The 23,470-nt window shown below is 66.1% G+C and carries 25 protein-coding genes; 12 read left to right on the top strand and 13 right to left on the bottom strand.

From position 1 onward, the window contains the following. Positions 1-3 precede the first annotated feature (3 nt). The 3 genes from ssuC to ACQR2C_RS13070 are packed head-to-tail and all read right to left on the bottom strand — an operon-like array spanning position 4 to position 2,974. Entirely contained in the window at positions 4-810 is an 807-nt protein-coding gene (gene ssuC, locus ACQR2C_RS13080) for an aliphatic sulfonate ABC transporter permease SsuC (protein WP_316182359.1), read from the bottom strand. Further along, positions 807-1,982 (bottom strand): FMNH2-dependent alkanesulfonate monooxygenase, encoded by a 1,176-nt coding sequence (ssuD, locus tag ACQR2C_RS13075; RefSeq protein ID WP_434881286.1) that lies wholly within the window; start codon positions 1,980-1,982, stop codon positions 807-809. Before ssuD ends, ssuC begins: the two co-directional genes overlap by 4 nt. A gap of 35 nt (positions 1,983-2,017) precedes the next feature. Then, the gene (locus ACQR2C_RS13070) at positions 2,018-2,974 is read right to left on the bottom strand and encodes an aliphatic sulfonate ABC transporter substrate-binding protein (RefSeq protein WP_316217465.1); all 957 of its coding nucleotides are present in this window, start codon (positions 2,972-2,974) and stop codon (positions 2,018-2,020) included. Positions 2,975-3,347: 373 nt separating this feature from the next. Between ACQR2C_RS13070 and napE the strand changes: the two genes are divergently transcribed. From napE to ppk2, 7 genes are all read left to right on the top strand, one after another. Further along, the gene (gene napE, locus ACQR2C_RS13065; protein WP_315803350.1) at positions 3,348-3,533 is read left to right on the top strand and encodes a periplasmic nitrate reductase, NapE protein; all 186 of its coding nucleotides are present in this window, start codon (positions 3,348-3,350) and stop codon (positions 3,531-3,533) included. A 16-nt stretch (positions 3,534-3,549) separates the two neighbouring features. Next, positions 3,550-3,870: a chaperone NapD gene (locus ACQR2C_RS13060; RefSeq protein ID WP_315803349.1), complete on the top strand. Its 321-nt coding sequence runs from the start codon at positions 3,550-3,552 to the stop codon at positions 3,868-3,870. A 15-nt stretch (positions 3,871-3,885) separates the two neighbouring features. After that, a complete protein-coding gene (napA, locus tag ACQR2C_RS13055) occupies positions 3,886-6,390 on the top strand; it encodes a nitrate reductase catalytic subunit NapA (RefSeq protein WP_434863809.1) in 2,505 nt (834 codons plus the stop codon). Positions 6,391-6,413: 23 nt separating this feature from the next. Further along, entirely contained in the window at positions 6,414-6,866 is a 453-nt protein-coding gene (locus tag ACQR2C_RS13050; protein WP_316237569.1) for a nitrate reductase cytochrome c-type subunit, read from the top strand. Beyond that, positions 6,863-7,525, top strand: a complete 663-nt coding sequence (locus ACQR2C_RS13045) for a NapC/NirT family cytochrome c (protein WP_316182347.1) — start codon at positions 6,863-6,865, stop codon at positions 7,523-7,525. Before ACQR2C_RS13050 ends, ACQR2C_RS13045 begins: the two co-directional genes overlap by 4 nt. Before the next feature lie 287 nt (positions 7,526-7,812). Beyond that, on the top strand, positions 7,813-8,922 hold the full coding sequence (locus ACQR2C_RS13040) for an ATP-dependent DNA helicase (RefSeq protein WP_315803345.1): 1,110 nt from the start codon (positions 7,813-7,815) through the stop codon (positions 8,920-8,922). Positions 8,923-9,068: 146 nt separating this feature from the next. After that, positions 9,069-10,226, top strand: a complete 1,158-nt coding sequence (ppk2, locus tag ACQR2C_RS13035; protein WP_434845624.1) for a polyphosphate kinase 2 — start codon at positions 9,069-9,071, stop codon at positions 10,224-10,226. 10 nt (positions 10,227-10,236) lie between these two features. Here ppk2 and ACQR2C_RS13030 read toward each other — a convergent pair whose 3' ends face one another. Both ACQR2C_RS13030 and ACQR2C_RS13025 read right to left on the bottom strand, forming a co-directional pair. Further along, entirely contained in the window at positions 10,237-10,488 is a 252-nt protein-coding gene (locus ACQR2C_RS13030; RefSeq protein ID WP_315803343.1) for a hypothetical protein, read from the bottom strand. Between the two features lie 159 nt (positions 10,489-10,647). After that, positions 10,648-10,905: a hypothetical protein gene (locus ACQR2C_RS13025; RefSeq protein ID WP_316237571.1), complete on the bottom strand. Its 258-nt coding sequence runs from the start codon at positions 10,903-10,905 to the stop codon at positions 10,648-10,650. A gap of 1,032 nt (positions 10,906-11,937) precedes the next feature. Between ACQR2C_RS13025 and msrA the strand changes: the two genes are divergently transcribed. The 3 genes from msrA to ACQR2C_RS13010 all read left to right on the top strand — a co-directional run bounded on the left by msrA (position 11,938) and on the right by ACQR2C_RS13010 (position 13,813). Then, positions 11,938-12,651, top strand: a complete 714-nt coding sequence (msrA, locus tag ACQR2C_RS13020) for a peptide-methionine (S)-S-oxide reductase MsrA (protein ID WP_434881285.1) — start codon at positions 11,938-11,940, stop codon at positions 12,649-12,651. A gap of 70 nt (positions 12,652-12,721) precedes the next feature. Then, on the top strand, positions 12,722-13,132 hold the full coding sequence (gene msrB, locus ACQR2C_RS13015; RefSeq protein WP_315803340.1) for a peptide-methionine (R)-S-oxide reductase MsrB: 411 nt from the start codon (positions 12,722-12,724) through the stop codon (positions 13,130-13,132). A 396-nt stretch (positions 13,133-13,528) separates the two neighbouring features. After that, positions 13,529-13,813, top strand: a complete 285-nt coding sequence (locus ACQR2C_RS13010; RefSeq protein ID WP_315733902.1) for a hypothetical protein — start codon at positions 13,529-13,531, stop codon at positions 13,811-13,813. 100 nt (positions 13,814-13,913) lie between these two features. On the opposite strand, the gene ACQR2C_RS13005 is transcribed toward ACQR2C_RS13010, so the two are convergent. Beyond that, positions 13,914-14,465: a DUF4112 domain-containing protein gene (locus ACQR2C_RS13005; RefSeq protein ID WP_434881354.1), complete on the bottom strand. Its 552-nt coding sequence runs from the start codon at positions 14,463-14,465 to the stop codon at positions 13,914-13,916. 63 nt (positions 14,466-14,528) lie between these two features. Continuing rightward, positions 14,529-15,488 (bottom strand): helix-turn-helix transcriptional regulator, encoded by a 960-nt coding sequence (locus ACQR2C_RS13000; RefSeq protein ID WP_316177641.1) that lies wholly within the window; start codon positions 15,486-15,488, stop codon positions 14,529-14,531. 260 nt (positions 15,489-15,748) lie between these two features. Here ACQR2C_RS13000 and ACQR2C_RS12995 point away from each other — a divergent pair, with 260 nt between their 5' ends. Together ACQR2C_RS12995 and ACQR2C_RS12990 are read left to right on the top strand one after the other, a co-directional pair. Then, entirely contained in the window at positions 15,749-15,994 is a 246-nt protein-coding gene (locus ACQR2C_RS12995; protein ID WP_434881284.1) for a hypothetical protein, read from the top strand. A gap of 32 nt (positions 15,995-16,026) precedes the next feature. Then, positions 16,027-16,275 carry a GCG_CRPN prefix-to-repeats domain-containing protein gene (locus tag ACQR2C_RS12990; RefSeq protein WP_315803337.1) on the top strand — a complete coding sequence of 83 codons (249 nt, stop codon included), beginning with the start codon at positions 16,027-16,029 and terminating at the stop codon, positions 16,273-16,275. A 28-nt stretch (positions 16,276-16,303) separates the two neighbouring features. On the opposite strand, the gene ACQR2C_RS12985 is transcribed toward ACQR2C_RS12990, so the two are convergent. The 6 genes from ACQR2C_RS12985 to ACQR2C_RS12960 form a co-directional block, all read right to left on the bottom strand. Further along, positions 16,304-16,741 (bottom strand): DUF5413 family protein, encoded by a 438-nt coding sequence (locus tag ACQR2C_RS12985; RefSeq protein WP_434881283.1) that lies wholly within the window; start codon positions 16,739-16,741, stop codon positions 16,304-16,306. A 54-nt stretch (positions 16,742-16,795) separates the two neighbouring features. Continuing rightward, positions 16,796-18,445, bottom strand: a complete 1,650-nt coding sequence (locus ACQR2C_RS12980) for a hypothetical protein (RefSeq protein ID WP_315803335.1) — start codon at positions 18,443-18,445, stop codon at positions 16,796-16,798. 36 nt (positions 18,446-18,481) lie between these two features. After that, positions 18,482-19,774: an adenylosuccinate synthase gene (locus ACQR2C_RS12975; protein WP_315803334.1), complete on the bottom strand. Its 1,293-nt coding sequence runs from the start codon at positions 19,772-19,774 to the stop codon at positions 18,482-18,484. 347 nt (positions 19,775-20,121) lie between these two features. Further along, positions 20,122-20,805 carry an ABC transporter ATP-binding protein gene (locus ACQR2C_RS12970; RefSeq protein ID WP_434881282.1) on the bottom strand — a complete coding sequence of 228 codons (684 nt, stop codon included), beginning with the start codon at positions 20,803-20,805 and terminating at the stop codon, positions 20,122-20,124. Then, complete coding sequence (locus tag ACQR2C_RS12965) at positions 20,798-22,024, bottom strand: ABC transporter permease (RefSeq protein WP_315803332.1); 1,227 nt, start codon at positions 22,022-22,024, stop codon at positions 20,798-20,800. Before ACQR2C_RS12965 ends, ACQR2C_RS12970 begins: the two co-directional genes overlap by 8 nt. Next, positions 22,021-23,289 (bottom strand): efflux RND transporter periplasmic adaptor subunit, encoded by a 1,269-nt coding sequence (locus ACQR2C_RS12960; protein WP_434881281.1) that lies wholly within the window; start codon positions 23,287-23,289, stop codon positions 22,021-22,023. Before ACQR2C_RS12960 ends, ACQR2C_RS12965 begins: the two co-directional genes overlap by 4 nt. Positions 23,290-23,470 lie beyond the last annotated feature (181 nt).

Below are 23,470 nucleotides of genomic sequence, written 5' to 3'. Positions count from 1 at the left end.
ACCTCAATGCTTGCTGAAGGCCGGATGCCAGGACAGCGTCAGCCGCTCCAGCACCCGCGAGGCGCTGTCGGCGACCTTGCCCAGCAGGGCGTAGATCAGGATGGAGAGCACGACGACATCGATCTGCATGAACTCGCGCGCCTGCATCGCCATGTAGCCGAGGCCCGAGGACGCCGCGATCGTCTCGGCGACGATCAGGGTGAGCCACATGATGCCGAGCGCGAAGCGCAGGCCGACGAAGATCGACGGCAGTGCGCCGGGGAAGATCACCCGGCGAAACAGCTCGCGGTCGGACATGCCGTAGACGCGGCCCATTTCAATGAGTTGCGGATCGACCGTGCGAATCCCGTGCAGCGTATTCAGGTAGACCGGAAAGAACACGCCGAGCGCCACCAGAAACAGCTTGGCGCTCTCGTCGATGCCGAACCACAGGATGACCAGCGGGATCAGCGCCAGATGCGGCACGTTGCGGATCATCTGCAGAGTGGTGTCGGTCAGCTTCGCCGACAGTTGCGACAGGCCGTTGGCCAGACCGAAGGCGAAGCCGATGCCGCCGCCGATCAAAAAGCCGATCGAGGCGCGCCAGAAGCTGACCCAGATGTTGCGGCCGAGCTCGCCCGACCACAGCAGCTTCCAGCCGGCGCGCGCCACGTCGCTCGGCGCCGGCAGCACGCGTGGCGAGACCAGGCCGGCGGCCGAGGCCGCCTGCCAGATCAGGATGATCGCGAGCGGCACCAGCCAGGGGATCAGCCCATCCGCGCGCGGCACCGCCAGCCTGCGGACCTTGGGAACACTTTCGATCAGACTCATGATTGCGAGGCCCTCTGCAACGGACGGTGCTCGTTGGCGATGGTCTCGCCGAACGGGCCGGTATTGGTGCGGAGCCTGGTGACGTTGCCGGTCCGCTCCGACACATTCAAGCCAAGCTTGGGAAACACCAGCTCGGCGAAGCGGTAGGCTTCCTCGAGATGCGGATAGCCCGAGAGGATGAAGGTATCGATGCCGAGATCCTGGTACTCGCGGATGCGCGCCGCCACCGTGTCGGGATCGCCGACCAGCGCCGTGCCGGCGCCGCCGCGGACCAGGCCGACGCCGGCCCACAGGTTCGGGCTGATCTCGAGCTTGTCGCGTCGGCCGCCGTGAAGCTGCGACATCCGCTGCTGCCCGACCGAATCCATGCGGGCAAAAATCTTCTGCGCCGAGGCGATGGTGTCGTCGGTGACGTGCTTGATCAGGTCGTCGGCGGCCGCCCACGCCTCGTCATTGGTCTCGCGCACGATCACATGCAAGCGGATACCGAACGACAGCTTGCGGCCGCGACTGTCGGCGACGGCCTTCACCTTGGCGATCTTGGCCGCGACATCGGCCGGCGGCTCGCCCCAGGTGAGATACTTCTCGACGGTGTCTACCGCGACGTCGATGCCGGCATCCGACGAGCCGCCGAAGAACAGCGGCGGCCGCGGCGACTGCACCGGCGGGAACAGCAGCCGGCCGTCCTCGACCGTGATATGCTTGCCGCTGAAGTTGACCGCCTCGCCTTCGAGCAGCGCGTTGTAGACGGTCAGGAATTCGCGCGTGACCTCGTAGCGCTCCTCATGCGACAGGAAGATGCCGTCGCCCTTGTTTTCGACCGGATCGCCGCCGGTGACGACGTTGACCAGCAGCCGGCCGTTGCTGACGCGGTCGAGCGTCGCGGTCATGCGCGCGGCCACCGCCGGCGATTGCAGGCCGGGTCGCACCGCGACGAGATAGCGCAGCCGCTCGGTGAACGGCGCCACCGCCGAGGCCACGATCCAGGAATCCTCGCAGCTCCGTCCTGTCGGGATCAGCACGCCGTAATAGCCGAGCTGATCGGCGGCCTGCGCGACCTGGCGCAGATAGTTGAAGTTGACCTCGCGGCCGCCCTGCGAGGTGCCGAGATAGCGGCCGTCGCCATGGGTCGGCAGGAACCACAGCACGTTGGGCTTCGAAGCGTTACTCATGTCAGTCTCTTTCGGATTGGGATGGCGATCAGGCGTCAGGTTGACGGCGTCCACTTCCAGACGATGTCGCTGACGTTGACCTGTTTCGGAATGAGGCCGACGCGGGCGAACCGATCCGCCACCGCCTGCTGGCTCCTGATGATGTCGTCGTCGAGCGGCACGACGCTGTAGACCGAACGGTCGACGAAGCGCCTGACCGCCGCGATGTCGACGCCGGTCGCCTCGGCCTGCGCCTTGGCCACCTCGTCGTGATGGCTGTTGGCCCAGATGCCCTCGGCGGCGAACGCAGCGTTCAGCCTGGCGACGATGGCGGGATACTTCTCAACGAAGTCGGAGCCCACGATGTAGAACGAGTTCGGCTTATGCACGTCCTTGTCCCACGCGATCACCCGTGCATTCTCCTTCAGCTCGGCGAGCGCGAGGTACGGGTCCCAGATCGACCACGCGTCCACCGAGCCCTTGACGAAGGCCGCGGTGGCATCGGCCGGCGCGAGCGGCGCCGGCGTGATGTCGCTCCACGACAGGCCCGCCTTCTCGAGTGCTGCGACCAGCAGATTGTGCGCGCTCGAGCCCTTGCCGAAGGCTACGCGCTTGCCCTTGAGATCGGCAAGCGTTCTGATCGGCGAATCCTTCTGCACCACGATCGCCTGGCTGCTGCCGTTCTGCTTGACGGCGGCGGCGTAGCGGATCTTGGCGCCCGCGGCCTGCGCGAAGATCGGCGGCGCGTCGCCGACATAGCCGAAATCGACGCTGCCGACATTGATGGCCTCAAGCAGCGGCGGACCGAACTGGAAATCGACCCAGACGATCTCGATGCCGAGAGGCTTGAACGTCTCCTCGATGGTGCGGCGCGCCTTCACGGCGGGGAAGAAGCCGCCCTTCTGGGTGCCGATGCGGATCTCCTTCGGCCTGTCCTCGGCGCGCAGCGGCGCCGCGCAGCTCATCACCGCAGCTGATGCCAATGACAGTTTGAGAAAATCGCGACGCTTCATTGCCCTCTCCGACCCTTGCGCATCCGCATTGATGCGATGCAAGGGATGATGGTGGCGGGCGAAACGCGTGTCGAGCACCCCGGAAAAATAGCGATGCCGGTCCTGTTTCGTCACACGGCGAAGGGATGTTCGTATCGAGACGCCCGTGCAAAGCAGCGAGAATTTCTCACGATCGACAACGCGATCACGGGTCTTCACAGACCATCAACCACGATCGCACCGGCATGCTCGCCGATCCGCGACCAATTGTCCCCGCGGTCCGCCGCTTGATCCAGGTCAAGCCTTTGGCAAGGCTTCCTTGCTTAACGTTGGAACAGGCGCGGCCCGGATGCCGCAACCCCTCCTGAACCTCCCCCTAGCCGAGAATTCTCTCATGTCGCTCGTTGGCGGCGATGCGAACGCGCGTGCGCGTCGCAGACGCATGGAAATTTTTGCCTTCCTGTTTCTCACTGCCGTGCTGATGCCTGCGCTCGCGGTCGCCACTGTCGGCTCCTACGGACTCACGGTGTGGGTCTACCAGATGATGGCCGGACCGCCCGGGCCGCCCGCGGCGCACTGATCGGAAGGACCCCGCCGTGCTCTCACACCGCACCTCCCTCGACCGGCGCGCGCTGATCACCGGCCGCGTCCTCACCGCCGATCCCGTCGTCGCACCAGCCAAGGGCGAGATCGCCTCGATCATCGTGCAGACTCGGCCCGAGCAGCTCGACCGCGTCGCAGCCGACATCCTCGCGCTGTCCGGCTGCGAGATCCACGGCCGCGACATCAGAGGCAAGCTGATCGTCGTCGTCGATGCGCCCGATGCCGGCGCGCTCGGCGCCACCATGAACCGGATCGGACTGCTGCCGCACGTGCACTCCGCCTGCCTCGTCTTCCACGCCATCGACGCCGGCTAATCACACGAGACTCCAATGACCGACATGAAGATCGATCGCCGCCAGATGCTGAAGCTGGAAGCCGCCGCGATTGCCGCGGCCGCCGCCGGCATGCCGAGCGCCTCGCTCGCGGCGAACCTCGTCACCGAGCGCGAGCAGAGCGAGCTGAAATGGGACAAGGCCGCCTGCCGCTTCTGCGGCACCGGCTGCAGCGTGATGGTCGCGACCAAGGACAACCGCGTCGTCGCCACCCATGGCGACATCAAGGCCGAGGTGAATCGCGGCCTGAACTGCGTCAAGGGCTATTTCCTGTCCAAGATCATGTACGGCCATGATCGCCTGACGCACCCGATGCTGCGCAAGACCAACGGCAAGTACGACAAGAACGGCGAGTTCACGCCGGTCACGTGGGACGAAGCCTTCGACATCATGGCGCAGAAGTACAAGGAGGCGCTGAAGAAGCGCGGGCCCTCCGGCGTCGGCATGTTCGGCTCGGGCCAGTGGACGATCTGGGAAGGCTATGCGGCCTCCAAGCTGTTCAAGGCCGGCTTCCGCTCCAACAACATCGATCCCAATGCGCGGCACTGCATGGCGTCGGCCGTGGCCGGCATGATGCGCACCTTCGGCATCGACGAGCCGCCCGGCTGCTACGATGACATCGAGGCCACGGACGCGTTCGTGCTGTGGGGCTCCAACATGGCGGAGATGCATCCAATCCTGTGGACCCGCGTGACCGATCGGAGACTGTCGACGCCGCATGTCAAGGTCGCCGTGCTCTCGACCTTCGAGCACCGCTCGTTCGACCTCGCCGATATCGGCATGGTGTTCAAGCCGCAGACCGACCTCTACATCCTCAACGCCATCGCCAACCACATCATCACGACAGGCCGCGTCAACAAGGACTTCGTCCAGGCGCACACGGTGTTCAAGAAGGGCCAGACCGACATCGGCTATGGCCTGCGGCCGGAGCATCCGCTGCAGAAGAAGGCCAAGGGCGCCGCCAACCCGAACGACGCCACCGACATCTCGTTCGACGAGTATGCGAAGTTCGTCTCGGACTACACGCTGGAGAAGGCCGCCGAGATGTCCGGCGTGCCGCTGAACCGGCTCGAGGCGCTGGCCGAGCTCTATGCCGATCCGAAGACCAAGGTGGTCTCGTTCTGGACCATGGGCTTCAACCAGCACACCCGCGGCGTCTGGTGCAACAACCTCGTCTACAACATCCATCTTCTGACCGGGAAAATCGCCGAGGCCGGCAACAGCCCGTTCTCTCTGACCGGGCAGCCCTCGGCCTGCGGCACCGCGCGCGAGGTCGGCACCTTCTCGCACCGTTTGCCCGCCGACATGGTGGTCACCAACAAGGAGCACCGCGCCAAGGCCGAGCACATCTGGCAGCTGCCGGAAGGTACGATCCCGGACAAGCCGGGCTATCACGCGGTGCTGCAGAGCCGGATGCTGAAGGACGGCCTGCTCAACGCCTATTGGGTGCAGGTCAACAACAATTTGCAGGCCGGCCCCAACGCGAACGAAGAGACCTATCCGGGCTTCCGCAACCCCGACAATTTCATCGTCGTCTCCGACGCCTATCCGTCGGTGACCGCGCTCGCCGCCGATCTCATTCTGCCGACGGCGATGTGGGTGGAGAAGGAAGGCGCCTATGGCAATGCCGAGCGCCGCACCCAGTTCTGGCACCAGCTCGTCTCGGCGCCGGGCGAGGCGCGCTCCGACCTCTGGCAGCTGATGGAGTTCTCCAAGCGCTTCAAGATCGAAGAGGTCTGGCCCGAGGAGCTGATCGCCAAGAAGCCGGAGGTTCGCGGCAAGACGCTGTTCGACGTGCTCTACAGGAACGGCCAGGTCGACAAATTCCCGGTCGACCAGATCGAGCCGGGCTATGCCAATGACGAATCCAAGGCGTTCGGCTTCTACGTCCACAAGGGCCTGTTCGAGGAATACGCCTCGTTCGGCCGCGGCCACGGCCATGACCTGGCGCCGTTCGAGGCCTATCACAAAGAGCGCGGCCTGCGCTGGCCTGTCGTCGACGGCAAGGAGACGCGCTGGCGTTTCCGCGAGGGCTCCGACCCTTACGTCAAGTCCGGCACCGGCGTGCAGTTCTACGGCTTCCCGGACGGCAAGGCGCGCATCTTCGCCCTGCCCTACGAGCCGCCGGCGGAATCGCCGGACAAGGACTATCCGTTCTGGCTGTCGACCGGACGCGTGGTCGAGCACTGGCATTCCGGCACGATGACGCGCCGCGTGCCCGAGCTCTACAAGGCGTTCCCCGAAGCCGTCTGCTTCATGCATCCGGACGATGCCGAGGCCGCGAACTTGAGGCGCGGCGACGAGGTCAAGGTCGCCTCGCGGCGCGGCTTCATCCGCGCCCGCGTCGAGACCCGCGGCCGCGACAAGCCGCCCCGCGGGCTCGTCTTCGTGCCGTGGTTCGACGAGTCCAAGCTGATCAACAAGGTGACGCTCGACGCCACCGACCCGATCTCGCTGCAGACCGATTACAAGAAATGCGCCGTGCGCATCGAGCGGGTGTGACGATCATGATCAAGAGACTTGCCATGATGCTGCTCGCGGCCAGCCTTGCGGCCGGCTCGAGCGCCCTGCTCGCCCAGAGCGTCTCCTCGTCGCTGCGCGGCCCCACGCCGCTCAATGACGAAGGCCCGGCGCCGCCGATGCAGCCGACGAAGAACACCGCCGAGAAAGAGGTGCGCAACTATCCGGAGCAGCCGCCGGTGATCCCGCATTCGATCGACGGCTATCAGGTCGACATGCAGGGCAACAAATGCCTGTCCTGCCATGCCCGTGCTCGCATCGCGGAGTCGAAGGCGCCGATGCTGTCGATCACCCACTTCATGGACCGCGACGGCCAGTTCCTGGCGTCGGTGTCGCCGCGCCGCTACTTCTGCACCCAGTGCCACGTGCCGCAGAGTGTCGCCAATCCGCCTGTCAGCAACGACTTCGTCGACATCGACACGCTGCTGGCGCACGACAAGCCGGGTGGCAAGCGATGAGCAGCGCCGACATCCCGGAGGGCGCCAAGGCACCCGTCCCCGAGCAGCAGCTCGGCCTTGCCGGCCGCGCCTGGCAGTTCATTCTCGACCTCATCGACGTGCTGCTGAAGCCGAGCTCCGTGTTCGGGCTCGGCGTGCTGGTGCTCGCCGGCTTCCTCGCCGGCGTGATCTTCTGGGGCGGCTTCAACACCGCGCTGGAGATCACCAACACCGAGAAGTTCTGCACCGGCTGTCACGAGATGAAAGACAACGTGTTCGCCGAGCTGAAGTCGACCGTTCACTTCTCCAACCGCTCCGGCGTGCGCGCCAGTTGCCCGGACTGCCACGTGCCGCACAACTGGACCGACAAGATCGCGCGCAAGATGCAGGCCTCCAAGGAGGTCTGGGGCCATCTGTTCGGCTCGATCAACACCCGCGAGAAGTTCACCGACCGCAGACTGGAGCTCGCCTTGCATGAGTGGGCGCGGTTCAAGGCGAACGACTCGCTCGAATGCCGCAACTGCCACAGCTCCCAGTCGATGGACATCACCAAGCAGTCGCCGCGCGCCGTCGAAGCGCATCAACGCTTCCTGTTCACCGGCGAAAAGACCTGCATCGACTGCCACAAGGGCATCGCGCACCACCTGCCGGACATGCGGGGCGTGCCGGGCTGGCAGTAGTCGACTTCTCTGAATGGCCGAGCCGTCGCCGCGCGCGCAGTCGGCTCCCCTCCCCCTTGTGGGGAGGGGTTGGGGAGGGGGCCCACACGGGCGGCGTCGCCCGGAGCCCCCCCTCCCCAACCCTCCCCCACAAGGGGGGAGGGAGCACACCGCACGCGCCGCACGCTTTCGGCCTCCATTCTCTGAAGCGAGGCACCCCTGCCTTAGCTAGCGCTTGATCTCCCCGCATCAGCCCTTAGGTTCACGGAATGTCCCCGAGTCGCCGCGCGGCTCCATCCCTGTGAGCCATGACCACCTTCTCCCCGCATCAGGATTCCGCGCTGAAGGCCGTCGGCGATTGGCTGAAGGCCAAGCCCGGCCAGAGCGGCACGCCACAAGTGTTCCGGCTGTTCGGCTATGCCGGAACCGGCAAGACCACGCTGGCCCGCCACATCGCCGAAGGCGTCGACGGCGAGGTCAAGTTCGCGGCCTTCACCGGCAAGGCGGCGCTGGTGATGCGCAGCAAGGGCTGCGACAACGCCTCCACCATCCATTCGCTGATCTATCGCGCGCAAGAAACCGGCGAGGAGCAGCCGAACTTCGAATTGTGGGACGACGCGCCGGCCTCCAAGGCCAAGCTGATCATCATCGACGAATGCTCGATGGTCGACGCCGATCTCGGCCGCGACCTGCTGTCCTTCGACTGCCCGCTGCTGGTGCTCGGCGATCCCGCGCAGCTGCCGCCGGTCAAGGGGGGCGGCTTCTTCACCGACAGCGAGCCGGACGTGATGCTGACCGAGGTGCATCGCCAGGCCAAGGACGATCCGATCGTGCGGATGTCGATGGACGTGCGCGAGGGCAACACGCTCGACGTCGGCCGCTACGGCGAGAGCGAGGTGGTCGAGCGCCGCGAGCTCGATCCGTCCCGCGTCATGGAGGCCGACCAGGTGCTGGTCGGCCGCAACGCCACCCGACGCGCCTACAACAACCGCTTCCGGCAGCGCCTCGACATCGAGGACGCGCTCCCTGTCGCCGGCGACAAGCTGGTCTGCCTGCGCAACAACCGCAAGAAGGGCCTGTTCAATGGCGGGCTGTGGCGGGTGAAGTCGCGCGCGACCTCGAAGTCCAAGATCGTCACCATGCGGGTCGCGCCCGACGAGGATCTCGGACGCAAGGTCACGAAAGTCTCGGTGCGCGGCGAATGCTTCGCCGGCGGCATCGAGGACATCCCGTGGGAGCAGCGCAAGCCCTATGACGAGTTCGACTACGGCTACGTGCTGACCGTGCACAAGTCGCAGGGCTCGCAATGGGACGACGTCGTGCTGTTCGACGAGAGCTTTGCCTTCCAGGAAAGCCGCGCCCGCTGGCTCTACACCGGCATCACCCGCGCCGCGAAGCGGCTGTCGATCGTGGTGTAACGCCGGCTTTACCGCGCGAGACGATTTTGCTCGCCTCGCTGGTACCCACCTGCGGCAGGTTGATCCACGTCAACCTGACGCAGGGTCCTTGGCGGATAAAGATCGATTCACATCTCTGTTAAACCAGCAGCAGGCGGCGGGATCGTATGGCAAAGTCCAACACCACGAAAGGCAAGACCACGAAAGGCGAGTCGACGAAAGACAAGGCTTCCAACGGTCAGCGCAGCAAGCGCGCGAGCGCCACGGCGCGTGTCGCGCGCCGGCAGTCCGCAGCCAAGCTCGATCCGATCGGTCAGTCGCTTGTGGACGAATCGATGCAGGCCGCGCAGATCACCGAGCTGTCGGCGTTCGAGACCGTGCTCAACGGTCCGCCGGCCCTCGACCCCAACTCCGCGCCGGTCAGGGCGATGCTGGACGGCGCCGCGCCGGACGATGCCAGGCTGATGAAGGCGCTGATCGAGGGCAAGGCCAAGCCCGACAAGCGCCACACCTCCGACGAGCTCGCCGACAATTGGCGCCAGGGCGGCTACCCCTACAAATTCCGCATGTACCGCAAGGACTATGAGGAGCAGAAATTCATCCTGCAGACCGAGCTGTTGAAGCTGCAGAACTGGATGAAGGATGCGCGCCAGCGCCTGGTGCTGCTGTTCGAAGGCCGCGACGCCGCCGGCAAGGGCGGCACCATCAAGCGCTTCATGGAGCATCTCAATCCGCGCGGCGCCCGCGTGGTGGCGCTGGACAAGCCGAGCGACGTCGAGCGCGGCCAGTGGTACTTCCAGCGCTATGTCGAGCATCTGCCGACCGCGGGCGAAATCGTGCTGTTCGACCGCTCCTGGTACAACCGCTCCGGCGTCGAGCGCGTGATGGGCTTCTGCTCTCAGGTCGAGTACGACGAGTTCCTGCGCCAGGTGCCGGAGTTCGAGCGCAACCTCGTGCGCAGCGGCATCCACCTCATCAAGTTCTGGTTCTCGGTCAGCCGCGACGAGCAGCGCCGCCGCTTCAAGGAGCGCGAGGCGCATCCGCTGAAGCAGTGGAAGCTGTCGCCGATCGACACCGCGTCGCTCGACAAATGGGACGACTACACCCGCGCGAAGGAGGCGATGTTCTTCTCCACCGACACCGCCGACTGCCCGTGGACCGTGATCAAGTCAGACGACAAGAAGCGTGCGCGGCTGAACGCGATGCGCTGCGTGCTGCATTCGCTGCCCTATGCCGGCAAGGACGTCTCGCGCATCGGCCAGGTCGACGACCTCATCGTCGGCCGCGCCAGCGTGATCCACGAGCGCGAGGAGCACGCGAGCTGAGCCACCCCGCTCAGCGCCGATGACGCCGGTGCGGCCTCGCCATATCGGCCGGCCGCATCGCTGCATTGGCATTCGGAAGGCCCGGCGCGCCGCGACGGGCCAACTCCGCCTGTGCCGCCGGCGTCAGCGTGCCGCCATTGAGCACGTCGCGTTCGGGATGCATGGCCTCATAGGCCGCCGGCTCGGAGAATTGCGCCGATGCCGCGGTCACCGCCAGCGTCGACATCAGCAGAGCTGCCGCCAGGCTCCTGAATATGATCATGATCGGTCTTCCCTCTGTGGTGCATCAATTCACGCTTGCGATCATGTAGGCGGGCGAAGGCTGCCCCCCTATCACGACTGCGCGAGCCGGTAACCCTTCGTGAGCGCGCTCATGTCTCAGAGCTGGCGAAGGGATCATTCGTGCCGACGGTCCGACGCGTCACCGCCGCAGCGGCAGCCGATCATACGGGCTGAGACGGGCCCGCGGCGGAAACACGAGCACCGCGCCGGAGGCGCGCTCCATGCCCATTTTCCCCGCCGGCGTCAGCGCGCCGCCGTTGAGCACGTCGCGATCAGGATACATCGCCTGAAACGCCCCGGGCTCCTGCTCGCCGAAAAACCAGCCCTGCGCCGATGCTGGCGCAACAGTGGCCATCGACAGCAGCAAGGCTGCCGCCTTTGATTTCCAGGATGTCATGATTGTTCTCCAGGTTCTCAGGATGCGGAGATCACGCACGCGATTGATGACCTGGTCAGAGCCGTCATCAGTGAGGCGCGACCGCCTCTGTATTGACCGCGGCGGAAACGAAATATTCGCGGCGTTGTCGCCTTGCCGGGATCACGACCGCGAGACCTGAACCACACCATCATTCGAGGATCGACGAAGCGTGACGTCATCGTGAGTTCGTGAACGAGATGGCGCGCATCCGATGACCTCACCCCGTCGTTGCGAATTTGATGGCTGCCGACGATGCAGGATCGGTTACCGCGCCCAGCACCGCCCTGCAGCCCGTCGGGCAAATCGGCCGGCGACGACAAAAAGCTGTCAAGGTATTCTGAAAAACATAAATCATTTCGCGCTCTGCCCAAATCAGGCTTATGATGCCTGCGTTTCGTTGCACGGCAGGGGACGTATCGCGATCGTCACGGACGTTGGCAGCGGAATGCGATGGACGCGACATGTTGCAGCGGGTCCTGGACCTGCCGACGAACGGCATGGCACGGACGGCGAAAGCGTGTGGTCCTGGCCTCCCGACGCTGAGGCCAAGCTGGCGGTGATGATCCGCCGGCGACGGGGGCAAGACAGCCGGTCCCCGGGGAGAGCACGTATAAGCGTTAAAACCGTCGCGCAGGGAGGGCCGGATCTGTCCGGCTGAACCTGTGGTACCTGCCGCCTGCATTTTTTTAAGCAGGCGGGCCACGGGCCTCAGTCGAGGTCCGGCCTTCCCTGCGCCCTCCACTTCGGAGGGCCGATGAACCTGCATCCCTCGGGCAATTCGGGCCGCGAGACCACATCGTCATGCCTGGAACGGTCTCGCCACAACTCCCAGCGTCGTCCCGGCACCCATCGGGCGATTGCGCACGTGCCGCCGCCCCCCGCCTGTTCACGCAGTCGTGTCACGTCCCCCGTAACGCCGGACGGGCACGGACGTATCTTGCAGCAGAGGCCGGGCCGGGCCAGTGTTTCCGGCCGGCGAGACGAGACAAGCCCCCTCACGAGGATTCGAAGATGCGCCTCACCCGCTCCCTTTTCGTCAAGACAGCCGTGCTCGGTGCGATGGCGGCAGGCATCCTGGCCTGGCAGCCGCTGCATGCCGCCGAGCAGGCCGTTGTGATCCCGCCGCCGGCCCAGGACCAGCCGGCCTCCGACGGACTGGAAAACGCTGTGGTCGCCGGCGGCTGCTTCTGGGGCGTCCAGGGCGTCTACCAGCACACCGCCGGCGTGGTCAGCGCGGTCTCCGGCTATGCCGGCGGCACCAAGGCCACGGCCGACTACCGCACGGTGTCGAGCGGCACGACCGGCCACGCGGAATCGGTCCAGATCAAATACGATCCGAAGAAGATCTCCTACGGCAAGATCCTGCAGATCTTCTTTTCGGTCGTGCACGATCCGACCCAGTTGAACCGCCAGGGCCCGGACAGCGGAACCCAATATCGCTCGGCGATCTTCACCACCTCGGAGGCGCAGAAGAAGGTCGCCGAGGCCTATATCGCGCAGCTCGACAAGGCCAAGGTGTTCGGCAAGCCGATCGTCACCAAGATCGGCAAGCTCGAGGCGTTCTATCCGGCCGAGGACTATCACCAGGACTACCTGACGCTGCACCCCAGCCAACCCTATATCGCCTATAACGACCTGCCGAAGATCGACAATCTGAAGAAGATATTTGCCGAGAACTACATCGACAAGCCGACGCTGGTCCGGGACGCCAAGGCGACGAACTGAGGCGTCGCGTTCGGCCCGACCAGCGCCATGACAGGGGCGGACCATACGGGTCCGCCTGGAGGACCACAGGATGAGCGACACCAAGACGAACAACAAGGTCGTCAAGAGCGAGGCGGAATGGCGCAAGGAGCTGACGCCGATGCAGTACGCCGTGCTGCGCGAGAAGGCGACCGAGCGCCCCTTCTCGGGCGAGTATGAGCACGAGCACCGCGCCGGGACCTATGTCTGCGCCGGCTGCGGCCAGACCCTGTTCGAGTCCGACGCCAAGTTCGATTCCGGCTGCGGCTGGCCGAGCTTCACCCGGCCGGCAACGGAGAGCCACGTCGACGAGGAGACCGACACGACCCATGGCATGGTTCGCACCGAGGTGCTGTGCTCGAAATGCTCGGGCCATCTCGGCCACGTCTTTCCCGACGGCCCGGGGCCGACCGGCCTGCGCTATTGCATCAACTCGGCGGCGCTGAAGCTGAAACCGCGCTGATGGCACGCCCGGCCCCGGTCCCGTCATCGACGGTACTCGGGGCCGCTGGCTTGCGGCGGGCGAGGCGCGGGCGGTCAAAACCGGCCACAAGGGGTGAGATTTTAGCCGTGCAGATCGGGCTCTCCTGCATTCACAAGTTGCGGATCAATTAAGCTACTGAAAAGACAGCATGTTTCAAGGCGGCCCACAGCGGGCCGGATTTACGATGTGAGCGTGCAGGATTCGCATTTCTGCCAAATCGGCCTATATTAGGGGTCGTAACTGACTATGCAGGGCCGGGCCGCCTGGAGCGGCAAATCCCGCCCTCCACCCCCGCAATCGCTGGCGTCATTGCCAAGCTGAATGTTTTGAAAGCTCGCGTCAGCGCTTCCAGCCGACAAGAAGAGGTCTCAGACCATGCGTCCACTGCGTCCGTTCAACTTCAACACCTCTGCCGAACTGTTTCCCGCCGCCATCCGCAAGAAGAAGCGGGCGGGTTTCGCCTATCGGCGGTTCGGCACCGCGGCCGAAGCCGTGCGGTTCGCCATGGAGGAGTTGCCTGCGGATTCGCTGAATGGCGCCTACCTGCAGGTCGAGGAGGCCCGCTTCGACCAGAACGGCATCCGCACCCTGTATGAGAGCGAGGCGTTTCCGCTGCCGCGCCGGGTGGTCGACAAGGCGCCGGACGCCGATGCGGCCTGACGGCTGCCAGAGCATTCTTCGATACCCTGCCCCGCCTCGTGCGGGGCAGTTTTTTTATGGGGGTCTGTTTGTTCGTTTGTTGCCCCGGTCCCGCCGCACGTCAGCGCGGCTGGGTATCCAGCCACCGCCGCAGGATCTTGGCGTTGCGCATGTTGGCGCGGAACAGCACGTCGAAGGCGTCGCCCGCCACCGGCACCATGCCGATCACGCCCTCGACCGCGACATTGCCCAGCATCCGCGTGATGACGTGCCAGGGCGCGCCCAGCGCCCGGGCCTCGCGCACCAGCCACAGCGACAGCGCGGTCGCGATGAGGTCGCCGACCACCGGGATGAGGCCGATGATGCCGTCGATGCCATAGCGGATGTTGGTGCCGGGCAAGACGAAGGCGACGTCGAGCAGCTTCGCCACCGCCTCGAGCCGCGCGATGCGCTGCTCGCGGGTCAGGTTGCCGAACGGATTGGCGGTGTTGAAATCGAACCGCACGCCATCCGGGCCGACGAAGGCGCCATTGAACGAGGACCGGAACGCCCCTTGCGGGAGCTCTCGTCCGTCCTGGTCGATGATCGGTCCGCGCGCCTCATCGGCGTTGAAGCGCGCCTGCGAGGCGCGTCCCGATGCGCGGCGGGGCGAGGTGGACATCTGGTCTTGCATACCCATGAGATGGCAACGCGCGGGGCCCGGCACAAGTTGCGTCGAACCGCCGCCTTGTCTCGCCTAGCGGCCCCGTGCGCCGGTCGGCGTCAGCCCGAAGCGGCGCCGGAAGCAGCGGTTGAAATAGGACAGGTCGTTGAAGCCGCAGGCAAACGCGATATCGCTGATGCGGCGTCCGCCACCGGCCAGCAGGTCCATGGCCTTGCGCAGGCGCAGCTCATTCAGCCGGGCCGAGAAGCCGGCGCCGGCCTCGTGCAGCAGGTCATTGACGTAGCGCTCGGACAGGCCCGCCGCGGCCGCAAGCTTCTGCGCCGAAAAGTCCGGCTCGGCGAAGCGGCTGTTCAGAATGGTCAGCAGTCCCGCGAGGCGAACGCTGCGCAGGCCGCCGCGACCCGCCTTGCGCATCGCGTCGCCGCGCACACCAAGCCCGAGCGCCACCAGATCGAGCAGATGCTGCGCGACCGCCGGGCCGGCTTCGTCGGCCGCGGCGGGATGGGCGAGCAGCAATTCGCTGTAGTCCATCGCGAGCGACAGCGCGCCGCCCGGCGCCAATTCGCGCCCGACCAGGTCATCGACACCGGAGACCATCGAGCGCAGCGTCATCATCGGCAGATGCACGTTGACGAAGCGCTTGTGATTGGCGCCATCGGCGCTGAAGAACGGCTCATCGAGCTTGAGCAGCACCATCGCCCCCGGCCGCAGAGCGAACTCGCGTCCGCGATGAACGACCATCGCCTCGCGACTGCCGGCGTTGCGCGCCAGGCAATAGCGGTCGTCGTTGGTCGCGAGCACCTGGCGCCGTTCGCGCCTGACACGGGTGAAGGTGCCGTCGCAGCGCCCGAGCAGGGTGGTGCCGATGTGGATGGCGTTCATTACGGCGCGAAACGGCACGTCCTCGGCCGGATCGAGCTCGCCCGTGTTGGAGAAGTGCTCGAACAATTCCGCAAAGCACAAGAAGCGCTGCCTGTCGTCGAGCCCTTTCGGCAGCATGTCGGTCGACAGCATTTTCCTGACGATGGTCATCGAAATCGGATCCGAGGCAAAGGAATTTCCGAAGCAACGCGATCAATGTGGCAGCGGCGGGATGAACGGCCGCTGAAGTCGGCAAAGCTCATCAGGACGGATCGGGAGCGCCGATCAGTCCAAGTCGCGCGACCGTTCATGCCGATGAGTCCAAGACAGCCGCAACGGGTTCAACTAGCGATGCGGATGGACGCACGCCGACATGCGTTGCGGCCTGCATCCTCCAAGTCGAACAGCCATGAGTCCGAGGAGAGATTAAAATGACCATGTCTTCCGCGGCCCGCAAGCTCGGCCTCGGCGCCGCCCTCGCGGGTTGCATCGGGATCGGCTACGCGCTCGGCGCGCAGCCGCACATGACCGCGACCGTCACCATGCTGCAATCGGCCCGGGCCGAGCTGGCTCAGGCGACACCGAACAAGGGCGGCCATCGCGAGCGCGCGCTGGCGCTGATCGATCAGGCCATCACCGAGGTGCGTGCCGGCATCGCGTTCGCGGCGGGCGGCTGACCAATTCGCAAATCAAACCAGGGAGACCATCGATGCGAACCATCCTCACCAGCACGCTCTTGTTGGGAATTCTGACCGTCGGCGCATCTGCGATGCCGCTGGCTTCGATCGACGCCGGATCCAAGCCGGAGGTGATCCAGGTCGCCGGCGGCTGCGGCCCCGGCTGGCACCGCGGTCCGTATGGCGGATGCCTGCGCAACTATGCCAATCCGGCGGCGCACGCCTGCCCACGCGGGTTTCACATCGGCCCCGGCGGCCGCTGCCGCGGCAACGGCAGGTAGGGACGAGCTGCTCGTGTGTTCAGCTTGCTTACGCAGTCGGCGGCTCGGTGGCGACCGCCGGCTGCGGCTCCTCGACGAATTTGTGCACCAGCCACGATGACACCGTCGCCGGGATGAAGCCGACCAGCCCGTACAGGATCCACTGGATGATGCCGTATTCGGAGCCGTGCGAGGCGTAGTTGAAGGCCGCGAGCAGGAAGGCGATGGCTCCCACCAGCAGCATCCGCAACGTCGGCCCGATGCGCCTGACGTGGAACAGGATGTCGTCGATCGCGCACATCATCAGCGCCGGCAGGAAGCCGAACAGATAGCTGTATTGCAGCGAGGTGACGAAGACCTTGAACAGCTTGGCCACTTCGCCCGGATTGGTGTTTGTCCAATAGCCGGACATGTAGGTCGTGACCAGGAGCAGCGCGAAGCCGCCCAGCGCCGGGCCTACGGCAACGAAGATGAGATATCGCTTCATGCCCAATCTCCTGCCTCACCGGCCCGCCGACCGGGCCAAGCCCGTGCTGATTCCTCAGTCACCCCACAGCGCGAAAGCGTCATTGAAGGCGCGCTCGCCCGGGGCGCCCTTCTCGATCGCGATGATCGCCCGGCGCTGATTGGTGTAGACCAAGGGAACGTCGAACCAGGAGCGCTCCTTGAGGAGCTGCACGTTGCGGGCGCGATCGGCATCGACGTTGGACAGGCCGACCAGGAAGAAGCCGTCGGTGACCTTGACCGCGAGGCCCGCCAGCGGCGTTCCGCGCGACTGTTCGTTGGACTTCATCAGGATGCCCGGCACGTTGCCGACGCCGCCGCCGTTGAAATCCTGCGGCAGGATGAAAGTGAGCTCGGCGGTGTGGCTCGCCGGCAGCGACGTATCGGTGTTGCGGCGGAACGACATCGTCATCTTGAACTTGCGATCGGGAATCTCGATGTCGGCGCGCACCGCGATGTCGGCCTTCTGCGTGGCCGTCGCCTTGATCTGCTCGGTGCGCCAGACGACCGAGCCGATATATTGCTTGCCCTTCGGATCGGACGGATCCTCGTCGTACAGCACGACGCGCTGCGCGACCGGCGCGATCTGGTCCGAGGACGGCGACTGGCCGACGCGGTCGGTGATCTTCGGCTTGCTCAGCGGCGCGCCGGTGTCCTTCGGCGCCTCGACCGTCGAGGAAGATTTGAACAGGCCGTTGACCATGCCGACCAGCGGCCGGCCCCACAGAATTCCGGCGCCGATCAGGATCAGCACGATCCCGGCGGCGATGGCGGCCTTGAACGGAAAGGTCGAGCCGCTGCGCTCCGACTTCTTCTTGCCCTCGCGATCCGGAGCGGCGCCACGCTGACGGGTCGAGGTGGCCGGCAGCGCGTAGCGCTCGGCCTCCTGGACCGACTCGTCATAGGAGTACGGCGCTTCGGGCAGCGGCGGCCGGTCATCGTCGTCGCCCTCGAGCCGGTCGAGATCGGTGGCCGGAACGTTGGCGTAGGTCTTGCGCGCCGCGCGGTTGGCCTGAGCGGTGGCCTTGCCGAGATCGTCGACATCAGCGGTGATGTCGCGGAAGCCGCGCATGGCGGGCGGCGTTGCCGGATTGCCGTTGTCCTGAGCACCGCGGCGAGCGGCAGCCGGACGTTCGCGCACGGGAGGCGCCGCCCCATCCTGTGGAGGCGTTTGAGGCGGCTGGGGCCGCGGTGGCACGGCTGGTGCGCCAGCCGCAGCCGGCGGCGCTTCCGGTCGCTGATTGCGCGCCGGACGCAGCTCGGCCGTCTCGCCGGCGAGCGGCGGCCGGTCGGCCCGGGCAGCAGCCGGGGCCGCCGGTCGCGGCCGGGGGGCGGCCGTGGCGGCCTGGTCTGGAGTCGGAGTGGGCTGAGCCGAGGGGGGTGCCGGAGCATCCGAACTCCGCGCACCGGCCCGCCGGAGCGCATCACCTGGGCGAGCGGCGCCACTGGACGCCCGCTGCGCCTCGCGGGCACGCTGGGCTGCTTCCGCCTCGACCTTGCGCACGGCCTCCTCGAGCGACAGCCGCTCGCGCGTGATCTCGGACTCGCTGAGCGGCGGCTGGACGCTGCGCAGCTGCGCGATCAACGCCGCCCGCGCCCGCTCGTAAAGCGCACGCCGGCTTTCCCCGGGAGCGTTGGGGTCCAATCCGGCAATGGCACGGGCTATCAGCGGGTAGTAGTCGGCCATATCAACTCAATTCGCGCGCTCAGCTGTCGGGTCCCGTCATGCCTCGAAGGGATTCTGGACCAGAATAGTATCCTCGCGTTCGGGGCTGGTGGAAAGCAGCGCGATCGGGCAACCCACCAGTTCCTCGATGCGCCGGACGTATTTGATGGCCTGAGCCGGCAGATCGGCCCAGGAGCGCGCGTTCGCCGTCGGCTGCTTCCAGCCTTCGATCGTCTCGTAGATCGGTTCGACCCTGGACTGCGCGCCCTCACCTGCCGGAAAATGATCGATCTCCTTGCCGTCCAGCCTGTAGCCGGTACAGACCTCGATGGTGTCGAAACCATCGAGAATGTCCAGCTTGGTCAGCGCAAGACCGTTAATGCCGCAGGTCCGCACCGCCTGGCGAACCAGCACCGCATCGAACCAGCCGCAACGACGCGGCCGGCCGGTATTCGTTCCGAATTCGCGGCCGCGCTCGCCGATCTTGCGGCCGGTCTCGTTGTCCTGCTCGGTCGGAAACGGCCCCTGTCCGACGCGGGTCGTGTAGGCCTTGCACAGGCCGAGCACGTAGCCGATCGCGCCCGGTCCGAGGCCGGCGCCGGTCGCCGCCTGCGCCGCCACCGTGTTGGACGAGGTCACGTAAGGGTAGGTGCCGTGGTCGACGTCGAGCAGCGCACCCTGGGCGCCCTCGAACAGCATGCGCTTGCCTTCGCGGCGCTTGATGTCGAGCAGCCGCCACACGGTCTCCGCGTAGGGCAGCAGCTTCGGCGCCAGCGCCGTCAGCTCGCGCAGGATCTGCTGGCCGTCGATCGGCTCGAGGCCGAGACCCCGGCGCAACGCGTTGTGATGGGCGAGCAGGCGATCGATCTTGTGCGGCAGCGTATCGAGATCGGCGAGGTCCATCAGCCGGATCGCGCGGCGGCCGACCTTGTCCTCATAGGCCGGGCCGATGCCGCGGCGGGTGGTGCCGATCGCGGTCGCCGCGCTCGCGGACTCGCGCAGCGCGTCGAGCTCGCGGTGCAGCGGCAGGATCAAGGTGACGTTCTCGGCGACGCGCAGATTGTCCGGGCTGATGGCGACGCCCTGCGACTGGAGCTTGCCGACCTCGTCGAGAAAGGCCTGCGGATCGAACACGACGCCATTGCCGATCACCGACAGCTTGCCGGTGCGCAGCACGCCCGACGGCAGCAGCGCCAGCTTGTAGGTCGCGCCGTTGATGACGAGGGTATGACCGGCATTATGGCCGCCCTGGAAGCGCACAACGATGTCGGCCTGCTCCGACAGCCAGTCGACGATCTTGCCCTTCCCCTCGTCACCCCATTGGGCGCCGACGACGACCACGTTAGCCATTCGCAGCTCTTTCCTCTGCCAAGATCCAAAACAGCACGATCGGTTCGGACGAAATCGCTTCCGATGCGGGGCCAGCCTGGCCAACCATGCGCCCAGCCCAAATCGCGGCCAGGACCGCTCGCTTGCGAGGCGATCCACCGGATAAAGGAAGCCGCCGGGCTAGGCAAGCGAGAACGGGCCTTCGGAGCACACAACAGCGCCACCAAGCCTTTGATAAGCCCCAAAATTTCAAGCCGCCCCGGCTGCGGATCGGGCGACCCGGCCGTGCGCTTCTGGCGGCGCATCGAGCCGGGCAGTTCCATTGAGCACCCGAACGGCGGCGAATCTACGATCGAAGCGGCCAGCTCTCAGCTCTGGATGCGGCCGTCGACAACCTCGATGATGCGATCGCAGCGCCGGGCCAGATCAAGGTTGTGGGTGACGAGCAGGAAGCTCGTGCCGACCTCCCGATTGACGTCGCGCATCAGGCCAAAGACCGCCTCGGCAGACTTGGTGTCGAGGTTGCCGGTCGGCTCGTCCGCCAGGACCAGATCGGGGTTCATCGCCAGCGCCCGCGCCACCGCGACGCGCTGCTGCTGGCCGCCCGACATGTTGCTCGCGAGATGGTCGGCGAATTTCGCCAGCCCGACCTGGTCGAGCAGCTTCGACGCCTGCGCCTCGATCTCGGGACCCGGGAAGCCGCGATCGACCAGCAGCGGCATCATCACGTTCTCCTTGGCCGTGAAGGCGGAGATCAGGAGATGAGACTGAAAGATGAAACCGATGGTATGGCCGCGCAGATGGGTGAGCTCGGTATCATTGAGCGATGCCGTATCCTGACCCTTGATCGTCAGCCGGCCGGAGGTCGGCCGGTCCAAGAGACCGACGATGTTCAGCAGAGTGCTCTTGCCGGAGCCGGACGGGCCGATCAGCGCGACGAACTCGCCTCGGTCGACCTCGATGTCGATATCGTGCAGCACCTCGGTCTCGGTCGGCTGCCCGACATTGTAGGCCTTGCAGACCTTTTCCAGTCGCAGCAGGACCTCAGCCACGGATCGCCACCACCGGATCGAGCTTGGCCGCGCGCAGCGCCGGCGCGGTCGCGGCGAGCAGGCCCGTCACCGTCGCGAGCAGGGCCGTGATGACGAACAATCGGCGTTCGAGGATCAACGGAAACAACTCCGAGCCATCGGCCTGACGCTGCACCGCATGCCAATAGATCAGCGCACCCGCGCCCATCGCCGCGCCGAACAGCGAGCCGACGAAGCCGAGCAGCCCGCCCTGCAGCAGGAACACGCGCAAGATCTGTCCGCGCGAGGTACCCATCGCACGCAGGATCCCGATCTCCTTGGAGCGCTGGATTACCGAGACGATTAGCACGGCCGCGATGCCGAATGCGACCGAGAGCGCGACGAACACGCGGATCAGCGTGTTGGATGTCGCCTGCGCGCGCACCGCCGTGAAGAACTGGGCATTGGTCTTGATCCAGCTGTCGGCCTTGACGCGATTGGCGGCCTGGATGCGCTGCGCAATGTCCTCAGCGGCATAGATGTCCCGTACCGTCATGTCGATCGTGGTGACGCCGCCGACCATGCCGAGCAGCGACTGCGCCGTGCGCAGCGCGACATAGGCGGAGCGCTGATTGGCGCCCTTGCTGCCGAGGTCGACGAGGCCAGTCACGATCAGCACGCGGTTGGCGCCGGAGGCGGCCTGAACATTGAGCTTGTCGCCGACGATGGCGCCGAGATCCCTGGCGAGCTCGGTACCGATGATGATGTCCTCGCTGGTCAGCCGCGGCTCGCCGGCGACGATGTAGTCCGGCACGCGCACGATTCTGAAGTAGCTCTCCGGCTCGATGCCGGACAGCGTCACGGCGCGGCTGGCGTCGCCGCGAATGGCGAGGGCGGAGCCGGAGATGGTCGGCGACACCGCCGAGATCTCCGGCATCGCCAGCATCTGATTGCGGATCTTCGGCCATTGATCGATCGAGATCACGCGCTGGCTCGGACGCTGCACGATGGCATCCTCGATCACGCCATTGTCGTTGCGCAGGGGACGCGCAACCTGATCCGGCGTCAGCAGCTGGATCTGCGGCTGCGAGGTCAACACCCGCTTGATGAAATTGGCCTCGAGGCCGGCCAGCATCGCCGACATGAACACGATGACGCCGACGCCGATCGCGATGCCGCCGATGATGAACAAGGTCTGCAGCCGGCCCTCGCGCAGGAAGCGTACCGCCGCGATCCACTCGAAGGGCAGCCAGCGGTTCACGGCAGCACCGGACGGAAGCGCTGGCCGGTCAAGATGCCGGAACTCTGCGGCACGGCGATGTCACCGGCATTCAAGCCGTCGACGATCTCGACATGGCTGTTGCCGCGGATGCCGACACGCACCGGCTGCTTGGCGGCGCGGCCGTCCTTCATCCCGAGCACCCAGGGCTGTCCCGAGGTGATGTCGTGAACCGAGCGCACCGGCAGCTCCAGCGTATCCTTGCGGGAGGCGACCTCGATGTCGACAGACACCGTCATGTCCTGGCGCAGATAGTCGGGCGGGTCCTTGACGATCAGCTTGACCTGGACGGACGCGCGGGAAATATCGATGCCGGGGTTGATGTAGCTGACCACGGCGGGGAAGCGCTTGTCGGGATAGGCATCGGCCGACGCCAGCGCCGTCTGGCCGAGCGCCAGCTTGCCGAGATTGCGCTCGTCGATCTGCAGGACAAGCTGGAGATCGCCGGCAGGTGCCAGGACGAGCAGCGTCTTGCCGGGTTGCGCCACGGTGCCGCGCTCGACACTGCGCGTGATCAGCACGCCGTCGCGTGGCGCCGAGATCGTCGCATAGCCGAGACGCGACTGCGCGGTGTCGAGATTGGCGCGCGCCTGGTTCAGCTGCGTCTCGGCCATGACGTAGTCGCTGCCGCCGGGGCTCGCCGTGAAGACCTGGAATTCGGCGGCACGCTTCTGCGCCAGCGCAACGTCGAGCGTCTTCTGGGCCTCGTCGAGCGCAGCGCGCGTCGCATAGCCGTTGCCGGTCAGCTGCGACGTCCGGTCATAGGTCTGCTGGGCATTGAGCAAGGTCGCCTGCACCTGGCGCAACGCCTCCTTCGCCGACGGCAAGGTCAGCTCGGCGAGCTGGCGCATCCGCGCCTCGGCCTGCGCCACCTGCCCTTGTGCCTGCACCACCGCGGCCTTCAGTTCGCGCGACTCCAGCGAGATCAGCGGCTGGCCCTTGGTGACATGCTGGCCTTCCAGCACCAGCACCTCCTCGACGGTGCCGGTGATCTGGCTGCCGATCTCGACGCGGAACGGCGTCTCGACGTGACCGCTGGCGACGACAGTCTCGACGAGGTCGCCGCGCCGGACCTGATCGACCACGATGGCAGGCCCAAGCATGACGCGGACGCTTTGCCAGCCGCCAAGGCCGAGCAGCACGATGATGGCGAGAGCGAACCAGCGATGCGCCCAGACCGCCGCCAGGACGGTCGGACCAGCGGCGGCTTTGGTGGGGGATGGGAGAGCTGCGGCTTGTTCGGCCATGGTCCTCAATACAAACTCGTCAATGCGGATGATGCCCGGCGACGGGCGCCATCCATTCCTCGGGTGCGGCCGTCAGCCCGCGGCGCATTGCCCGCAAAGCTAGGGGATCGCGGCAGCAGGATGTTGCGCTAGGTCAACCGGCGCACGATCCTTCATGCAAATCAGACAAGATGACCATCAC

This window comes from Bradyrhizobium sp. HKCCYLRH3061 (assembly GCF_051168015.1).
Lineage (GTDB): Bacteria > Pseudomonadota > Alphaproteobacteria > Rhizobiales > Xanthobacteraceae > Bradyrhizobium.
The sequence above is the reverse complement of the archived record's forward strand: the minus strand, read 5'-3'. Positions and strand labels throughout refer to the sequence as shown.

Excerpts from the sequence above, each read along its gene's own strand:
- ssuC (WP_316182359.1), bottom strand. The coding sequence starts at position 810 with ATGAGTCTGATCGAAAGTGTTCCCAAGGTCCGCAGGCTGGCGGTGCCG.
- ssuD (WP_434881286.1), bottom strand. The coding sequence starts at position 1,982 with ATGAGTAACGCTTCGAAGCCCAACGTGCTGTGGTTCCTGCCGACCCAT.
- ACQR2C_RS13070 (WP_316217465.1), bottom strand. The coding sequence starts at position 2,974 with ATGAAGCGTCGCGATTTTCTCAAACTGTCATTGGCATCAGCTGCGGTG.
- napE (WP_315803350.1), top strand. The coding sequence starts at position 3,348 with ATGTCGCTCGTTGGCGGCGATGCGAACGCGCGTGCGCGTCGCAGACGC.
- napA (WP_434863809.1), top strand. The coding sequence starts at position 3,886 with ATGACCGACATGAAGATCGATCGCCGCCAGATGCTGAAGCTGGAAGCC.
- ACQR2C_RS13050 (WP_316237569.1), top strand. The coding sequence starts at position 6,414 with ATGATGCTGCTCGCGGCCAGCCTTGCGGCCGGCTCGAGCGCCCTGCTC.
- ACQR2C_RS13045 (WP_316182347.1), top strand. The coding sequence starts at position 6,863 with ATGAGCAGCGCCGACATCCCGGAGGGCGCCAAGGCACCCGTCCCCGAG.
- ACQR2C_RS13040 (WP_315803345.1), top strand. The coding sequence starts at position 7,813 with ATGACCACCTTCTCCCCGCATCAGGATTCCGCGCTGAAGGCCGTCGGC.
- ppk2 (WP_434845624.1), top strand. The coding sequence starts at position 9,069 with ATGGCAAAGTCCAACACCACGAAAGGCAAGACCACGAAAGGCGAGTCG.
- ACQR2C_RS13030 (WP_315803343.1), bottom strand. The coding sequence starts at position 10,488 with ATGATCATATTCAGGAGCCTGGCGGCAGCTCTGCTGATGTCGACGCTG.
- ACQR2C_RS13025 (WP_316237571.1), bottom strand. The coding sequence starts at position 10,905 with ATGACATCCTGGAAATCAAAGGCGGCAGCCTTGCTGCTGTCGATGGCC.
- msrA (WP_434881285.1), top strand. The coding sequence starts at position 11,938 with ATGCGCCTCACCCGCTCCCTTTTCGTCAAGACAGCCGTGCTCGGTGCG.
- msrB (WP_315803340.1), top strand. The coding sequence starts at position 12,722 with ATGAGCGACACCAAGACGAACAACAAGGTCGTCAAGAGCGAGGCGGAA.
- ACQR2C_RS13010 (WP_315733902.1), top strand. The coding sequence starts at position 13,529 with ATGCGTCCACTGCGTCCGTTCAACTTCAACACCTCTGCCGAACTGTTT.
- ACQR2C_RS13005 (WP_434881354.1), bottom strand. The coding sequence starts at position 14,465 with ATGCAAGACCAGATGTCCACCTCGCCCCGCCGCGCATCGGGACGCGCC.
- ACQR2C_RS13000 (WP_316177641.1), bottom strand. The coding sequence starts at position 15,488 with ATGACCATCGTCAGGAAAATGCTGTCGACCGACATGCTGCCGAAAGGG.
- ACQR2C_RS12995 (WP_434881284.1), top strand. The coding sequence starts at position 15,749 with ATGACCATGTCTTCCGCGGCCCGCAAGCTCGGCCTCGGCGCCGCCCTC.
- ACQR2C_RS12990 (WP_315803337.1), top strand. The coding sequence starts at position 16,027 with ATGCGAACCATCCTCACCAGCACGCTCTTGTTGGGAATTCTGACCGTC.
- ACQR2C_RS12985 (WP_434881283.1), bottom strand. The coding sequence starts at position 16,741 with ATGAAGCGATATCTCATCTTCGTTGCCGTAGGCCCGGCGCTGGGCGGC.
- ACQR2C_RS12980 (WP_315803335.1), bottom strand. The coding sequence starts at position 18,445 with ATGGCCGACTACTACCCGCTGATAGCCCGTGCCATTGCCGGATTGGAC.
- ACQR2C_RS12975 (WP_315803334.1), bottom strand. The coding sequence starts at position 19,774 with ATGGCTAACGTGGTCGTCGTCGGCGCCCAATGGGGTGACGAGGGGAAG.
- ACQR2C_RS12960 (WP_434881281.1), bottom strand. The coding sequence starts at position 23,289 with ATGGCCGAACAAGCCGCAGCTCTCCCATCCCCCACCAAAGCCGCCGCT.